General features: G+C 24.5%; 20 protein-coding genes. 14 read left to right on the forward strand and 6 right to left on the reverse strand.

All coding sequences use genetic code 11. The annotated features are described in order from the left end of the window. Nucleotides 1–3 precede the first annotated feature (3 nt). The 7 genes from I1959_RS02400 (at nucleotide 4) to I1959_RS02435 (ending at nucleotide 5072) form a co-directional block, all read left to right on the forward strand. Nucleotides 4–207, forward strand: a complete 204-nt coding sequence (locus I1959_RS02400) for a helix-turn-helix transcriptional regulator (protein WP_166505131.1) — start codon at nucleotides 4–6, stop codon at nucleotides 205–207. A gap of 849 nt (nucleotides 208–1056) precedes the next feature. Further along, nucleotides 1057–1599: a sigma-70 family RNA polymerase sigma factor gene (locus I1959_RS02410; RefSeq protein ID WP_166505132.1), complete on the forward strand. Its 543-nt coding sequence runs from the start codon at nucleotides 1057–1059 to the stop codon at nucleotides 1597–1599. Continuing rightward, nucleotides 1600–2682 carry a DUF4179 domain-containing protein gene (locus tag I1959_RS15750; protein ID WP_166505133.1) on the forward strand — a complete coding sequence of 361 codons (1083 nt, stop codon included), beginning with the start codon at nucleotides 1600–1602 and terminating at the stop codon, nucleotides 2680–2682. Between the two features lie 155 nt (nucleotides 2683–2837). Continuing rightward, nucleotides 2838–3149: a hypothetical protein gene (locus I1959_RS02420; RefSeq protein WP_195236981.1), complete on the forward strand. Its 312-nt coding sequence runs from the start codon at nucleotides 2838–2840 to the stop codon at nucleotides 3147–3149. 96 nt (nucleotides 3150–3245) lie between these two features. Next, on the forward strand, nucleotides 3246–3860 hold the full coding sequence (locus I1959_RS02425; protein ID WP_195236982.1) for a hypothetical protein: 615 nt from the start codon (nucleotides 3246–3248) through the stop codon (nucleotides 3858–3860). A 303-nt stretch (nucleotides 3861–4163) separates the two neighbouring features. Further along, nucleotides 4164–4694 carry a GNAT family N-acetyltransferase gene (locus I1959_RS02430; protein ID WP_195236983.1) on the forward strand — a complete coding sequence of 177 codons (531 nt, stop codon included), beginning with the start codon at nucleotides 4164–4166 and terminating at the stop codon, nucleotides 4692–4694. A gap of 165 nt (nucleotides 4695–4859) precedes the next feature. Beyond that, nucleotides 4860–5072 (forward strand): hypothetical protein, encoded by a 213-nt coding sequence (locus I1959_RS02435; protein ID WP_092926504.1) that lies wholly within the window; start codon nucleotides 4860–4862, stop codon nucleotides 5070–5072. Between the two features lie 176 nt (nucleotides 5073–5248). On the opposite strand, the gene I1959_RS02440 is transcribed toward I1959_RS02435, so the two are convergent. Continuing rightward, nucleotides 5249–5527, reverse strand: coding sequence for a hypothetical protein (locus I1959_RS02440; protein ID WP_195236984.1), 279 nt, complete (start codon nucleotides 5525–5527; stop codon nucleotides 5249–5251). Between the two features lie 30 nt (nucleotides 5528–5557). After that, entirely contained in the window at nucleotides 5558–6406 is an 849-nt protein-coding gene (locus I1959_RS02445; RefSeq protein ID WP_195236985.1) for a CPBP family intramembrane glutamic endopeptidase, read from the reverse strand. Nucleotides 6407–7058: 652 nt separating this feature from the next. On the opposite strand from I1959_RS02445, the gene I1959_RS02450 reads away from it, so the two are divergent. The 7 genes from I1959_RS02450 to I1959_RS02480 all read left to right on the forward strand — a co-directional run bounded on the left by I1959_RS02450 (nucleotide 7059) and on the right by I1959_RS02480 (nucleotide 11712). Continuing rightward, the gene (locus I1959_RS02450; RefSeq protein ID WP_195236986.1) at nucleotides 7059–7931 is read left to right on the forward strand and encodes a hypothetical protein; all 873 of its coding nucleotides are present in this window, start codon (nucleotides 7059–7061) and stop codon (nucleotides 7929–7931) included. A gap of 195 nt (nucleotides 7932–8126) precedes the next feature. Then, nucleotides 8127–8747 (forward strand): class I SAM-dependent methyltransferase, encoded by a 621-nt coding sequence (locus I1959_RS02455; RefSeq protein WP_195236987.1) that lies wholly within the window; start codon nucleotides 8127–8129, stop codon nucleotides 8745–8747. A gap of 186 nt (nucleotides 8748–8933) precedes the next feature. Next, nucleotides 8934–9293, forward strand: coding sequence for a hypothetical protein (locus tag I1959_RS02460; protein WP_195236988.1), 360 nt, complete (start codon nucleotides 8934–8936; stop codon nucleotides 9291–9293). Nucleotides 9294–9662: 369 nt separating this feature from the next. After that, nucleotides 9663–10337 carry a YczE/YyaS/YitT family protein gene (locus I1959_RS02465; RefSeq protein ID WP_092926496.1) on the forward strand — a complete coding sequence of 225 codons (675 nt, stop codon included), beginning with the start codon at nucleotides 9663–9665 and terminating at the stop codon, nucleotides 10335–10337. Beyond that, nucleotides 10327–10830, forward strand: a complete 504-nt coding sequence (locus I1959_RS02470) for a GNAT family N-acetyltransferase (RefSeq protein WP_092926494.1) — start codon at nucleotides 10327–10329, stop codon at nucleotides 10828–10830. Before I1959_RS02465 ends, I1959_RS02470 begins: the two co-directional genes overlap by 11 nt. A gap of 251 nt (nucleotides 10831–11081) precedes the next feature. Further along, on the forward strand, nucleotides 11082–11294 hold the full coding sequence (locus I1959_RS02475) for a helix-turn-helix transcriptional regulator (RefSeq protein ID WP_195236989.1): 213 nt from the start codon (nucleotides 11082–11084) through the stop codon (nucleotides 11292–11294). Next, a complete protein-coding gene (locus tag I1959_RS02480; protein ID WP_195236990.1) occupies nucleotides 11284–11712 on the forward strand; it encodes a hypothetical protein in 429 nt (142 codons plus the stop codon). Before I1959_RS02475 ends, I1959_RS02480 begins: the two co-directional genes overlap by 11 nt. A gap of 111 nt (nucleotides 11713–11823) precedes the next feature. On the opposite strand, the gene I1959_RS02485 is transcribed toward I1959_RS02480, so the two are convergent. The 4 genes from I1959_RS02485 to gltS all read right to left on the reverse strand — a co-directional run bounded on the left by I1959_RS02485 (nucleotide 11824) and on the right by gltS (nucleotide 14774). Continuing rightward, the gene (locus I1959_RS02485; protein ID WP_195236991.1) at nucleotides 11824–12303 is read right to left on the reverse strand and encodes a hypothetical protein; all 480 of its coding nucleotides are present in this window, start codon (nucleotides 12301–12303) and stop codon (nucleotides 11824–11826) included. A 212-nt stretch (nucleotides 12304–12515) separates the two neighbouring features. Continuing rightward, on the reverse strand, nucleotides 12516–12899 hold the full coding sequence (locus tag I1959_RS02490; RefSeq protein ID WP_195236992.1) for a hypothetical protein: 384 nt from the start codon (nucleotides 12897–12899) through the stop codon (nucleotides 12516–12518). A 121-nt stretch (nucleotides 12900–13020) separates the two neighbouring features. Continuing rightward, a complete protein-coding gene (locus I1959_RS02495; RefSeq protein ID WP_195236993.1) occupies nucleotides 13021–13341 on the reverse strand; it encodes a hypothetical protein in 321 nt (106 codons plus the stop codon). 188 nt (nucleotides 13342–13529) lie between these two features. Further along, nucleotides 13530–14774: a sodium/glutamate symporter gene (gene gltS, locus I1959_RS02500; protein ID WP_330615151.1), complete on the reverse strand. Its 1245-nt coding sequence runs from the start codon at nucleotides 14772–14774 to the stop codon at nucleotides 13530–13532. Nucleotides 14775–14846: the final 72 nt, after the last annotated feature.

Below are 14846 nucleotides of genomic sequence, written 5' to 3' on the forward strand. Positions count from 1 at the left end.
AATATGGCAAAGTTTATTAGTAATTTAAAGAAATATCGTCAATTTAATGAGTTAACTCAAGAAGAATTAGCTAATAAAGTTAGTGTTAGAAGAGAAACTATAGCTCGTTTAGAAAATGCAAAATACAATCCTTCACTTGAATTAGCTGTTAGAATTTCAAGGGAGTTAAATACTCCCATTGAAGAATTATTTATTTTTGAATTTTAATAAATTTAGAGAAACGTAGAAATAGGTTCACAGGTGTATTTTTAATGAATAACGGAATAGTAAAATTGTTTAACAATGAAAAAGGATTTGGTTTTATATCAGTAGAAGATATTAAAGAATAATATTAATATAATGCGAACGAAAAGTAGGAGTTACCCAATTGGTATACCCCTATTTTTTTATTATTGAAATTGTTCCTAATATCAACATTGACTTAAAACATAGCCTATTTTTTTAATTTTTCCAAATACATATAAATAAATCATCTTAAAAATTTAACCTTATTTATATTTGTATCAATTGTATTTATCTTGTCTCTTACTTTATTTCATTATTTGTCTCTGTTAGATAATTTTGTGATTAATAGTAAATAAAAATGACTATAGGTATTGAAAACACAGTAACCTTTAGTCATTTTACTCTTTTCTCATTAATTACCACTATAAAAAAATGAGTTCATTTAAAAAAAGTTACCTGTGATAATTAATACTTGTTCGTATTATATTAAAATTACGTATTTTTATACATTCATACTGACCAGATAAAATAAGTTCATATAATCCGGAAAATTAACTCTTGCAAGACTTGATTCCATTCAAAATTCTTTATATTCTTGACAAACTCATTAAACACATAATTTTAAGTAAATTAACAATTAAAATATTCTTTCTTATAGATCTTGACTCCTTGATTTGTTTGAAATAATATTTCTTACTATACATAACGTCTTTAAATTATAATTTGTGACAGAAAAAAGTTTTAAGACTTTTAAAAAAACTGAAACTTTTGATACACTTATTACGTCTAATAAAGGGAATATAAAGGACACATAAGGGAGAATTATTACTAATGAAAACTATTAAAGATCTAAATAATAACAGATATAGGCTCATAGTAGAAAAAGCTATGAGGGGAAATAGGGATGCAATTGAAAAAATTATAAACGATCATAAAGAATACTTATATAAAACAGCTTTTTTATACATAAAAAATGAACAAGATGCTGTAGAGGTATGCCAAGAAACAGTATATAAAGCAGTTATAAATATACATAAACTAAAAAATCCTGATTATTTTAAAACATGGATTACTAGAATACTAATAAATAATGTTAACGATAGAAGTCGAAATGAGGGCAGAACTATTAATAATATTGAAAAACTCGAATCAATTGAAGATATATCATATGAAAAATTAGAAGATAAAATTGATTTGTATAATGCTATAGACATATTAGAAGATAAATTTAAAACCCCTATAATACTTCAATATTTTTATGATATGACTATAAAAGAAATCGCGGATATAACTGAAACTAATGAAAATACAGTTAAAACTTACCTAAGACGAGGTAAAGAAAAACTATATAAGATATTAATGGAGGGTAACTAAGTGAATAAATTAGATCATATAAAGATACCGAGTAATTTTGATTGTGCTATAGATGAGGCTATAGATAAGGCTTTTAGTGAAAAAAAGAGAATTAAATCACGTAAAAGAAAAAGTATAGCAGCAGGACTATCCGTAGCTCTTATCGTAGGAACTATAGCTATAAATAGTGAAACAACATGGGCTTATATAGAAAATATAACAAAACATATTGAATCTTTTCTAGGCAGAGAGGATAGTATATTTGATAAATATAAATTTGAGGGGTTGCAAACTGTTGAAGATAATGGACTAAAATTTAGCTTAGGTGAATTAATGATAGATGATGGACAGATATTAGTTAGTATGAGTATGGACTATACAAATTTTAAACCAAAAGATAAAAATATAGATGCATCTAAGATACATCCATCTCTTCCTACTGTTACTATTGATAATATTCCATTATTAGCTCCAAGTGGTGGTGTAGTAGAATATGAAAAGGTCGAAGGGGAGAATAAAGTAAATATGTTATTAAAAATTAATTTCTGGGATCTAAATACTGATATAAATAATACAGATAAAAATTCATATGAAATTTTAGATAATATAGAATCTGGCAAGGAGTATAATTTAAAGATGACTATCAGCAATCTTTATTATAATGATAAAGAAGAGTATAATCTTGGTTCGGGAAAATGGGAATTCAACACCAAAATCAATGCATCGAATATAATTAAAGATACTCACGTTCATAAAGTAAATAAAAAAATTAAAATCGACGAAGATGTATATAAAGGCGATTTAGATATAGAAGAAATTAGAATATCTCCTCTATCAGTTAAAGTTAAATATAATTATGATTTATATACTGATATTAGTGTTAATAAGAGACGTGAACCTCGTTTTATAGTAAAAAATCAAAATGGAAAAGAATTAGAACTAGGGTCTGGCGCAGGCGGACAACTAAATAATGGAAAATGGTATATTGGTGACGAATTTAATTTAAAAGGTAATGAGAAAAAAATTATTATAACACCTTGTGTGTATATTAATGACAAAGCAAAACTATTTACAGAAGATGCTATTGTATTAGATATTGATTAAACTTAATAGTTATTCTCTTAGATATGTTAATATACATAAAAAACACAAAAATGACTAGAATTTCATGATTAGAAATTGCTAGTCATTTTTTGTGAATTGAATTTATTTATGGTAAAATTAGTAAATAAGCTAACTTGAATGGAGTGAATTCAGAAATGAGTAAGTATAAAGACTGGAAGATGATAGATTGGATTATAGCAGGAATTTTAGCCCTATCCTCTGTATCAGTACCTAATTGGATTATAGACCACAATCTATATGTGGTTCCTATAATGGCAACAGTTTATGATTACCCATATAATATTCCTATAATGGTAGCAGGTGTATTTTTAATATATTGCTTTTTATTAGTAATATATTGGATAATAAATAAAAATATAAATATGGTAATTCATTATTGCTTAATAGCAATCACATATATAACAATTCCTATGCTATATGTTATTGTATATAACTCGGGTGTTTAAAAAACTTAGTAAATAAAATAATTATTCCCCGAAACTAAAGTAAGTAGTCTTAAAATTTTACTTTAAGACTAGTTATATATATATGGAGGTTATCACATGATAAAGGCGAAAAACAAACGGTTTATTCTTTTGCTAGGGTTATCAATTTTTCTTATTTCTAGTGTATATGTATATAAACATGCTATTTTTGAAAGAAGTTCTATAACAGAAGTATTGGAAACTTTTATCAAAGATGATTACAATTATAATGGAGGAAAGAATGATTTCTCAACAGTTGGAAATGAACAATTAAAGAAATATCTATTAGCAAGAAATACTGTAAAAGCTACTAATAATAAAACAAATTATAAAAAAGTACTTTCTCAAAATTTTAAATTTGATTATGGAAACTTTGTGAGCTCTGGAAACTGTGTAAAAGTTAATGTTTATATAGAGGAATATTACTCTTTTAAAGATGAAAATACTGGGAAAACAAATGAAGCCGGGGCAGGAAATGATTATGTAGTATATCTTTCAAAAATAAATGGGAAATGGAAAGTTATGTCTGCAACAATTAAAGTTAATGCTGATGCAGTAGATGATGAATTTGATGTAAATAAAGAATTAGGTTATGAAGGAAAGAAAAATCAAAAAAATGTTGAAGTAAATCTAAATAAAATGCTTGATAGGCTTAACTATTTAAAAGACATATATTCTAAACCTCTAAAATAGAATGTTTAAGTATAAATCAGATAATCTATATTTATTTAATTATAATTCTTAATACATAAAATTAATCACTAATCCCGAAATTTAGATTTTTGGAATAGCTGTATATACAAAAGAGTATATCCTTTGAAATAACTATATTAACTTTATTTTTCAAAGACTTTACTTTGCAATGCTAAATATAGAAAAATATACCATGCCATTTGATTAAAGAGTAAAACTGGTAAAATTATTAAATCTAGGATGGGATTTATGAATAAAAAAAGAAATATTGTAGACTTAATATTTTAATAAGGGGATTAGAATATGAATTTTAAGAATTTAGAAACCAATCGATTATTGTTAAGAAGCATATCAAAGAATGATTCATTAGATATATTTAACTATCTATCAAAGGACGAAGTGACTAAATATCTAGGAAAAACATCACTTAAATGTGAAAATGAAGCTAAAGTATTAATTGATAAAATTTTAAAAGCTAGTTCAGAAGGTAATGGTATGAGATGGGGGATTGTTTTTAAGGAAAATAATAAATTAATTGGGTTAGTAGGGTATAATAGCATAGATTTTAAAAACAAAAAATGTAATTTAGGATATGATATAGATAGTGCTTATTGGCACAATGGCTATGGAATGGAAGCTGTTAGTGAAATAATTAGATATGCATTTTATGATTTAAATTTACACAGGATAGAAGCTGAAATTGTTATAGGGAATAATTCATCTTCTAACTTATTAACAAAGCTTGGATTTAAAAAAGAGGGAATGCTTAGACAAAGTATATTTAAAGAAGGCGTCTTTTTGGATGTGGAAATATTTTCATTAATTCAAAAATAGATTTATTGAATTAGTTTAAATTTATAAGGGCTAGATTTAATTTATTTAATTATTGGAAAAAAATTCTAAAGAGTATATAATATAAAAAAGCAACAATTACTATATATCAAAAACTATATAAGTAATTTTTAAAATTTTTAACAAAAGGGTATGGGGAGATAGACAGTGGAAGAACAAAATCAAATAATAGAGCAACTTAAAGATATATCTAGTGAAATATCTAATTTGCAAAATAGTGTAGATAATGTAAATAATAGTATAAATAATTCAGGTGGCACAGGAATTATAGGTATTTTGATTCTAATATTATTAATTTCTATAAATGATAATTTACGTAAATTAACACGGGCAATAAAAGATAATAAAAATAATGTATAACTTATTAGTATAATAAATGTCTTTTTTATTAAATTCAGACCTCATTAGAATTTTGTATTATAAATAAGCAAAAAAATGGCTAGAACTATTGGAATTATCAAAAGTCTAGCCATTTTTATATACTTTAGTTTAAATATGTTAAGATTCTTTATTTAATCTACTCAATAAATTGGTAATTATTTTTTTAAAAATGTAGGTTTTAGCAATAATTTAGCTGATATCATAAAAATAGCTAAAGATATAAAACTTGGTACAACTCCAGATAAATTTGGGGGTAACTTGGTAAATACAGGCTCCATTAATAATATTGTTCCAAGAACTGCTATGCCTAACCCTATATAAGAAATTACTCCATATTTTTTTATGTATTTTCCACCTTTATAATTTTTTACAATAAAATAAAGTCCCACAACAAAGAGTAAAGTACCAAGAAACACCATAATCCATAACAACATGATAAAATACCTCCAAACGTAAATTTATAACTAATTATCTATAGCTAGCTTGTTATTTTTTTCTTGTAATTGCCTTATGTAGCTCAGCCCTTTTACAATACAATATAATCCTAAACAAATGTATGCAATTTTAAATATTATATTACTTGGTACTGGTATAAATATAATTAAATTATTTATAAAATGAGCGAAAATAGATAGTTTCATAGATTTTGTATAATAATAAATATATCCTAGTATTACTCCTAATATAAAGGCATTTACCCCTTGAGGTATATTTAAATGTGCAATAGCAAATATTATCGCAGAATATATTATAGCTTTTTTATGATTTATTTTATATTTACTTAGAAATCCATTTAATAATATTCCCCTAAAAAACAGTTCTTCAAATATAGGTGCTTCTATAAGTGTTTGTAAAAATAACATTAAACTTAGTATAAAAAATTCTATACCACTAGAATTTTCAATAATAAAATCAATAGTTTCATCAGGTATAGGTCCTTCAAACTGTGTTAATACTTCAAACAATACAGCCTCTCTAATTAAAATATACCCTATTATTATCAAACAAATATGTAAATAATCTTTCTTGTTAGGTTTAAAATTATTGTTATTTATTTTAGTACTACCTTTTTCGGTAAATATATGCCCTGCCAATATTACCATAGCTATACTTATAGATACTGTTACTATCATTACAAGTATAATATTATTTCCAAAAGACATATTTGGATTTATTAAAACACTAATAAAAACTGATAACAAACTTATTATATTTTGAACTAAAATATATATAGCTATAGCAAAAAGTGATTTTAATAAAGATATTGGTTTAATTTTTATTTCATTTTTATATATTTGCTTTAAATTATACATCTCCACCCCTTAAATTATTTACCCACATATATTATTTACAATTTATAACAATTGCAAACTTTAGTTATATTATACATAATATTTAATCGTTTTCCTATTACAAAATGGTTTCATTAAACTTGAAGTAAAGTACTTTGATTTAAGTTAGCTAAAGAAATTAAATGGGTATTTTTTTGCATAGAATATTGTATATAAAGAGGACAAAAATTAGCCTTCTTTAATAATAGTTATAAGATTATTAACAAAATTTTATTTAGTAGATTTATTAGAGAATTTAATGATAAAAATTTTAAAAAAATATTGACAAATTAATTGAAAAATATTATCATTTAATTAGAAAGTTTGATAAAGATAATCAATTTCCTTTAATGGATATATATACTTTGGTGAGGAAGTAGCCAAACTATAATAAATCCTTAAACCCTTAATTATGTATTCAAATTATGTATTCAAAAAAGTATCTTAATTTTTAAGATACTTTTTTTGTGCATATAAACTAGTTAAATTTTAAAAATAGGTAAAATAATTATGTACCATAATTTAATATTATTGGTGTTTTGATTTAAATAAAATTATAGAAAATTAATCTATTGATAGTACAATATAATTAAAGATAAAAGCTAGTAAAATTATTAAATCTAGGGGGAGATTCATGAACAAAAAAAGAAATATTGTCTTAAGGATATGTTTTTTATTGGGAATAGTAGGAATTGTTATGGTATATATGAAGGGTAATGATGGTAAGAAAATAAAAAGCTTAAAACAAGTGTATTTTGAAATGATAGAGGATGATATAAAAGGAGAAAAAATTACTTCAGATGAATTGGTGAAAAATATTGAAAATATTTTAGAAAAAGATGAATCATTTACTTATGGAAAAACTGAAGATGAAGGTAATGGAAATAGAAATAAAATGAATATATATAACTTTGAAAATAAAAATGAAGTGCTAGAGGTATCATATTTAAAAAATGAGAATAATCAAGAAGAGTATATAAATTTCATATCATATCAATTAAAAAAAGAAGACAATGAAATATATATAGGAGTAAATTACTTTAAGCAAAAAGAAGACACATATATATTAGGGACAGTATTATATCCAGATAATTTAACTGAACAAAGAAAGTTTTTTAATCTAATTAAAAAGGGAAAAGAAATTGATGAAATATATCATATGTATTATGAATTAGCACCATATGTAGAAGAGGGGAAGAGCATAAGTGTTGAAGCCATAGAGAATATACTAGGAGAAAAATCAGAGGATATAGAACATGACACAAAGGATGGAGTAACTACTTGTTATACTCTAGAAAAAGATAAATCTAGGCTTACTATTTTATATAATAAAGAAGAAAATAAAATATTTTTTACTTCAATTGTAAATGATTGCCCTACAAATGGAGTAAATGTATATTGTAGTGAAGATAAAGCAGAAAAAGAATCTAAAATAATTACGATGATTAATAAAGATTTAAAAGAGCAGGAAACTATGATTAAAGATGTAGTACAAAGTAAAAAGTAAGTTTATAGGTAATGTTGTATACAAAAAAGTAATTAATATTAATGTTTAATATAATGCTACTTAATAGTATTGCTTGTATCACGAAATTATATGTTTTAGTGCACATACCTCAAACTATAAGTTCTGATATAATTAAATTAACAGTTATTATAAATTCGGAAAATTAATTATATGGATAAAATGGGAGGAAATAGATTGTTAGATAATAAGGGGTTTGATTTATGGGCAAGGGAGTATGATAAAAGTGTAGAAAAAAGTTCAAATGAATATCCATTTGATGGTTACTATGATGTATTAAATTATATTTATAATTCAATTATTAACAAAGAATCAAAAAAAATTTTGGATGTAGGTTTTGGGACTGGACTATTAACTAGTAAATTATATGAAGATGGAGCAAAAATATTTGGAATTGATTTTTCACAAGCAATGATAGATATAGCAAAGGAAAAGATGCCTAATGGACTTTTTATACAAAGTGATTTTAATTTAGGTATACCTTCAGAATTAGCACATGAAAAATTTGATTATATTATATCCTCTTATGCAATTCATCATTTAAATAATGAAAAAAAAGTAGAATTTATATCTAAGTTAAAGGATTTATTAAATGAAGATGGGAAGATAATAATTGCTGATGTGGCGTTTAAAACAGAGGATAACTTAATTGAATGTAAAAGTAAGAATTTAAATAAATGGGATGAAGATGAAATATATATGATTGAAGAAAAAATAATACCATCATTATATAAAAATAATGTTAATGCAAAATATACACAAATATCTTCCTGCGCAGGTGTTTTAGAGGTTGATTAAAATAATTAATATTGTGTACCAAGAGAGAAATAAAATTATTTCTCTTTTTTTGCGCAGTTATTATGCATAAATTATATAAAGAGGACTAAAGTTAGCCATCTTTAATAATGTTTAGAGAATTAGTTTAAAGTATTTAAATTAACATCAAGACAGTCTAAAGAAATACAGGAAGATTTCATAATTTATATGAGTGATTATATGACAGACTTAATAGAAAAAGATCACTCTAAGGAAGAAGCACTAGAAATTGCAAAAACTAATCTTGCATCAAATAGTCAAAGTGATGAATCAGAATATTTAAAAAATAAATATATGGAATATTATCTATCAAGAGATCCACAAATGGATGAAATAATAGGGCTTTATTATGGTGGATTTACTCTAATAGGACTTACTTTAGGAGTAGTAATTGGCATTATTCTTGCCTTTACTTATTTTAAAAATTATTTCTGGATTACAATTGGAGTATCTACAATACTAGGAATTATATTTGGTGTAGGAATGGGAATGTTAAAGCATGCTTCATTAGTAAATAAATATAAATAATAATATTTGTTTTAAATGTCCACGAAAACATCTGTTTTAGTAGATATTTATTTAAAAGCTATGCTAAACTATTTGATTATTAAATTCAAAATATAAAATATATAAAAATGACTAGACTTGGTAATGTGCATCAAAATCTAGTCATTTTTCATTATACTATTCATTTAATTATTATAGTAAGTTTAAAAAGAAAAATAAACAGACTTGAAAAAGGAAATAAAGAACTTAAAGAGTAGATTAAAATTAATTATGATGATATATATAAACAGTTATAATATAATTATATCATAGAGATATATTTAAAAAGGTATTGGAGAATAGTTAAAAATAATAGTTAAAGTTCAGCTATTATTTTTTAGGAGATTAATTATGAAAAAAATATTAATGCTTTTTCTAAGAATGTTATCAGGCTTTTTATTATGTGCACTTTCTACTGTACTGTTAATAAAATCAAATTTGGGTTTGAGTCCATGGGATGTTTTTCATCAAGGTTTGTCTAATTTAGTTGGCCTTACAATCGGTCAGGCAAGTATAATTGTCGGTCTATTAATTGTAATTATAGTTAGTATATTAGGTATAAAAATAGGATTTGGAACATTGGCAAATATGATTATGATTGGATGTTTCATAGATTTAATAATCTATATAGATATAATTCCTACAAGTGCTAATTTATTTTACGGCGTACTACTTATGATAGGAAGTATGTTTGTTAATGCAATAGGAAGTTATTTATATATAGGGTGTGAAATGGGATGTGGTCCGAGAGATGGATTAATGGTAGTCTTAGTAAAACTTACATCAAAGCCTGTAAGTATAATAAGATTTTTTATAGAAGGTCTGGCTCTAATAACTGGATGGATATTAGGTGGGACTGTTGGACTAGGTACTTTATTAACTGTATTTGGGATAGGTTACTGTGTTCAAATGATGTATAAAGTATTTAATTTTGATGTTAAAAATTTAAATCATAAAGATATAAAACAGTGTTTTGCATTTGTTAAAGAATGCGTAACTGACAAGGAGGATATTAGTGAAGTTTAGAAAATCAAAAACAAATGATGTAAAAAGTATAATGAAAATTATCAATCAAGCCCAAGAATTCTTTAAAAATAAAGGAATAGACCAATGGCAAAATGGTTATCCAAACGAAGATACAATTATTGGGGATATAAAAAATGTTGAAAGCTATGTACTAGAAAAAGATGGTGAGGTTGTTGCTACTTCAATGGTAACATTTAAAGGAGAGCCAACGTATGAATCTATCTATGATGGAAAGTGGCTAAGTAACAATAAATATGCAGCTATCCATAGAGTAGCTGTAAGTAATAACCACAAAGGGTTAGGTCTATCAACTGAGATTATTAAATGTGTAGAACAACTTTGTGTAGATAGCGGTGTACATAGTATTAAAATTGATACACATGAAGAGAATATTCCTATGCAAAGGGTACTTAAGAAAAATGGATTTAAGTATTGCGGAATAATATATGTAGATGATTCAAGTAAAAGAATAGCTTTTGAAAAATTGTTGTAGTTTAATTTATTTGGTAATTAGGCAATTTATTTAGTAGTTTCTAAATTTATGTTTAGATAATAATTTTATAAAATAAAGAAATTTAAAAAAAGTCGTACATGAAAATAAATATGTTTTTGTGTATGACTTTTTTATATTTCTATTATATAATATATCGAATGTAAAGTTAGCTTGACATTTGATTTTAATATGATACTATTAAAGTATGGAAAGTTAACTTTACATTCTGTTAAGAAGGAGTGCATTATAGTATGAATAATAGATTAGAAGAAATTAGAAAACAAAAGCAAATTACCCAAGAAGAACTAGCATCTGCATTAGAAGTTTCTAGGCAAACAATTAGTTCTTTAGAAAAAGGAAGATATAATCCTTCGATTATTCTTGCTTTTAAAATTGCACGATATTTTAATATGTCAATTGAAGAGATATTTATATATGAAGAGGAGGATAATAATGTTAAGTAAAAAAAGGAGTTTCATTATACTAATATTAGGAGTAGTATTAGCAATCGTAGGTTTATTAGCATCAATTTTTGTAGATAAAGGAGATATAATTTCAAGATTATTTGGATTAGTTTTTGCCTTAGGGTTTGGATTAATTGGTGGTGGTTTAGGTTCGCTATATAAGATTAAACGTATTGAAAAAATACCTGGTAAATCTAAGCAAATGGAAATAGAATATAAAGATGAAAGAAATGAACTTATAAGAGACAAAGCCAATGCTAAAGCAGGGGATATCTCTAACTGGTTTGTTTTATTAATTGCTTATATTTGCATTATAATGGGATATCCAACATGGTTAGTATTCCTTATTTTAGGTGTTTTCTTATTGAAATATATTTTATGGATACTACTTATAAATAAATATAATAAAGAATTCTAATTTAAAAGGACCATATAACGGTCCTTTTAATCATTGTATTTTTTAATATTTTACTTAAACATAGCGTAAAAATTTATAGCATTTATTATAGTAATAAATCTACTTTTTATATTATTTAAAATATTTTCCATAAGGCTTAAAATGATTTAATTCTTCAATTACTTCATCTAAAGGATTATCTATTTTTTCAATATCATCTCCAATAAATTTTGATAAATAATTAAATAATAGTTCTCCATTTCCATCCATTGTAAAACTAGATAAATTTTCTCCATCTTCGCTTTCTAAAACAATAATTATTAATTTTCCAGTACTTATTTGATATTCATATGATAAGCAATCTATATCTTCAACATTTTCGTTTAAATGTTTTATAGTTATTTGTATTTCTGATTTTTCATTTTCACTTAATAGTGATTGAATAAAATCTAAATCACTTATTTTATATATTATTGAATTGTCATTTAACTCAATCGTAGAAAGATTTCCACTTAAATTTAAAAGATCTTCTTTAGTAATTTGTTGAGCTTTAAATTCATCTACTAAACATTTTGAAATGTCTTTTATTTTACATTTATTCCCTATATTCATCAATATTACCCCCTTATATTTTATTATATATAAGTATAGATTAAATATATATAAATTTTAAAACTTATTAATGGTTTCTAAATATAATTTTAAGTAATAATATTGTTTGTATTTATGAAATCATTTATCTTAGTGTATACTTTTTTAACTCTATAAAAACTAATGAATAATGGTATAATACCTAATACAATCTTTATATAAGTAAAATTTTATTAAAAAAATATAAAATACAAAGCTAAAGCTATCGCATATACGCATTGAAAAATAGCCATAGTTGATATATATTTTTTAGTGCTTTCACTTTCATCTTTATTACTTAAAAATTTTAAAGCATATTTAATTCTAATCCATTCAGCTATTAAAGCTACTATAATTATTAATAAAGTAAAATAAGTATTTTTATTTAAAGATAACGGTATCGCAATAATTAGTATTATAGTTAATATACGAAATCTTCTTGAAAATTCTAAGTCTTCAATTTCTTCTAGAAGTGCTTTATTTGGTTTAAACTTCTTTTCTGATATATAATCCCCTAAAAACATAATTATAAAAATCATAAATATAAAAACCAATTTAAAATCAATAACATTATCCATAATATTCCCCCCCTAATTAACCAAATAATTGTTATATATTAAATGATAATTTACACCTATTATAATAACTAAAAAGAATGGCAATTTTGATATTTTTTTATACTCTGTATTGTTTTATATATTACTTTATCCCATTATGATCTTTTAACGCATATTCAATAACATTATTATTAAAACATATATCCTTGAATGAAAATAAAAAACCTATAATTAAACCAGCTATAATATCACTATCATTAAATATAGGTAAAATAAAAATTATTATTAAAAATAATATATTTGCAATTATTCCTAATCTACGTTTCTTTTTTTCACTTAAATTATTTATTTTTATTTGTACTCTTTGAAATAATTGTGGTTTGATATGATTTAACTTATAAAATAAAAAACTAAATAATAGTGTTGATAAATATGCCCATATTACAAAAATTATAAATGACATTATGTTTTCCCCCTAATACATTTACTTTCATATGAAATTCCAATATATCCTATATAATTATACATTATAAATTAGTGATTTAGAATTACAAAGGAAAAACCGTATCACAAGAAGTGATACGGTTTTTATTATATGTATTTGAAATAAATATACAATTATTTTAAATACACTATTTTTTATAAATATGTTTATAGTAGATTCATAAAAGTCGTTATAACTGCTGAGTTTATAAATTCTATAAATAATGCTCCAACTAGTGGTAATATGAAAAATGCATTAGGTGCTGGACCATATTTAGAAGTTACAGATTCCATATTTGCTATTCCATTTGGTGTAGCTCCAAGACCAAATCCACAATGTCCTGCTGCAAGTACTGCTGCTGTGTAATCTTTTCCCATAACGTTAAATGTAACAAAGTAGGCAAATAGTATCATTAATAATGTCTGTAAAGTTAGTAGTATTAATATAGGTATAGCTAGGTCTACAAGCTCCCATAATTTTAAGCTACACATAGCCATTGATAAAAATAATGATAAACATATTGAACCTATACATTCTAATTCATTGCTTGATACATTATGTATCCCTTTTGCATCTGAAATATTTCTCATAATAGCTGCTACAATCATAGAACCTATATAAGATGGCATTGTTATACCTATATATGAAAATAAGCCTGATACTATAGTCCCAAGTCCCATAGCTATTATTATTTGTATAATTGAGCTTGTCAATTTACTTTCTGAAAGTTTTCCTATAGATATTTCATTGTATGATACTTCTTCATTTACGTTTGTTGATACTAATTCTTCTTTTACTTCTATTTCCTCTGGTTGAAGTTTATGTTTTTGAACTAATCTATTTGCAAGAGGACCACCTATAATACTTCCAGATACTAATCCAAATGTAGCACAGGCCATAGCTATACTAAGAGCACCTTTAAGTCCATTTGCTTCAAGAAGAGGGCCAAATGCACCAGAAGCTCCATGACCACCTGTCATAGAAACAGAACTTGAAACCAATCCTAATAGTGGGTCTACACCTATTAACTTAGCAGAGAAAACACCAACTATATTTTGAGCTAATATCAATAATACTGATATAATTAAAAACTTAATTACTTGTGTTCCACCTTTTCTTAAGACTTTCATACTTGCAGTGAATCCAACCGTTGTAAAGAAGGCTGTCATTAATATATTTTGTAGCGTTGTATCAAATACTATCGTAATTATTCCTGTTTGCCTTAATATAAAGGCTATTACTGCAAAAGAAAATCCTCCTACAACTGGTGATGGTATACAGTATTTATTTAATATAGAGATTTTACTTTTTATAAAAGACCCTATTAAAAGTACAGCAGTAGTAAATGCAATACTTTGAATTATATCTAAATTTAGGGTCATCATTTTTAATTCATTTGAAAATTGAAACATAAGTTTACCCTCCTTAATATAAATTTAAATTTTAAACATTATAATGAATAATTTAAAAACTTAAATTCTTAT

Origin of the sequence: Romboutsia sp. 1001285H_161024_C4 (genome assembly GCF_015550185.1) — a bacterium.
GTDB classification, from domain to species: Bacteria; Bacillota; Clostridia; order Peptostreptococcales; family Peptostreptococcaceae; genus Romboutsia_C; species Romboutsia_C hominis.

What these genes read in the sequence shown, in the direction of transcription:
- I1959_RS02400 (WP_166505131.1), top strand. Translation starts at nt 4, where the DNA reads ATGGCAAAGTTTATTAGTAATTTAAAGAAATATCGTCAATTTAATGAG.
- I1959_RS02410 (WP_166505132.1), top strand. Translation starts at nt 1,057, where the DNA reads ATGAAAACTATTAAAGATCTAAATAATAACAGATATAGGCTCATAGTA.
- I1959_RS02420 (WP_195236981.1), top strand. Translation starts at nt 2,838, where the DNA reads ATGAGTAAGTATAAAGACTGGAAGATGATAGATTGGATTATAGCAGGA.
- I1959_RS02425 (WP_195236982.1), top strand. Translation starts at nt 3,246, where the DNA reads ATGATAAAGGCGAAAAACAAACGGTTTATTCTTTTGCTAGGGTTATCA.
- I1959_RS02430 (WP_195236983.1), top strand. Translation starts at nt 4,164, where the DNA reads ATGAATTTTAAGAATTTAGAAACCAATCGATTATTGTTAAGAAGCATA.
- I1959_RS02440 (WP_195236984.1), bottom strand. Translation starts at nt 5,527, where the DNA reads ATGTTGTTATGGATTATGGTGTTTCTTGGTACTTTACTCTTTGTTGTG.
- I1959_RS02445 (WP_195236985.1), bottom strand. Translation starts at nt 6,406, where the DNA reads ATGTATAATTTAAAGCAAATATATAAAAATGAAATAAAAATTAAACCA.
- I1959_RS02450 (WP_195236986.1), top strand. Translation starts at nt 7,059, where the DNA reads ATGAACAAAAAAAGAAATATTGTCTTAAGGATATGTTTTTTATTGGGA.
- I1959_RS02460 (WP_195236988.1), top strand. Translation starts at nt 8,934, where the DNA reads ATGAGTGATTATATGACAGACTTAATAGAAAAAGATCACTCTAAGGAA.
- I1959_RS02465 (WP_092926496.1), top strand. Translation starts at nt 9,663, where the DNA reads ATGAAAAAAATATTAATGCTTTTTCTAAGAATGTTATCAGGCTTTTTA.
- I1959_RS02475 (WP_195236989.1), top strand. Translation starts at nt 11,082, where the DNA reads ATGAATAATAGATTAGAAGAAATTAGAAAACAAAAGCAAATTACCCAA.
- I1959_RS02480 (WP_195236990.1), top strand. Translation starts at nt 11,284, where the DNA reads ATGTTAAGTAAAAAAAGGAGTTTCATTATACTAATATTAGGAGTAGTA.
- I1959_RS02485 (WP_195236991.1), bottom strand. Translation starts at nt 12,303, where the DNA reads ATGAATATAGGGAATAAATGTAAAATAAAAGACATTTCAAAATGTTTA.
- I1959_RS02490 (WP_195236992.1), bottom strand. Translation starts at nt 12,899, where the DNA reads ATGGATAATGTTATTGATTTTAAATTGGTTTTTATATTTATGATTTTT.
- I1959_RS02495 (WP_195236993.1), bottom strand. Translation starts at nt 13,341, where the DNA reads ATGTCATTTATAATTTTTGTAATATGGGCATATTTATCAACACTATTA.
- gltS (WP_330615151.1), bottom strand. Translation starts at nt 14,774, where the DNA reads ATGTTTCAATTTTCAAATGAATTAAAAATGATGACCCTAAATTTAGAT.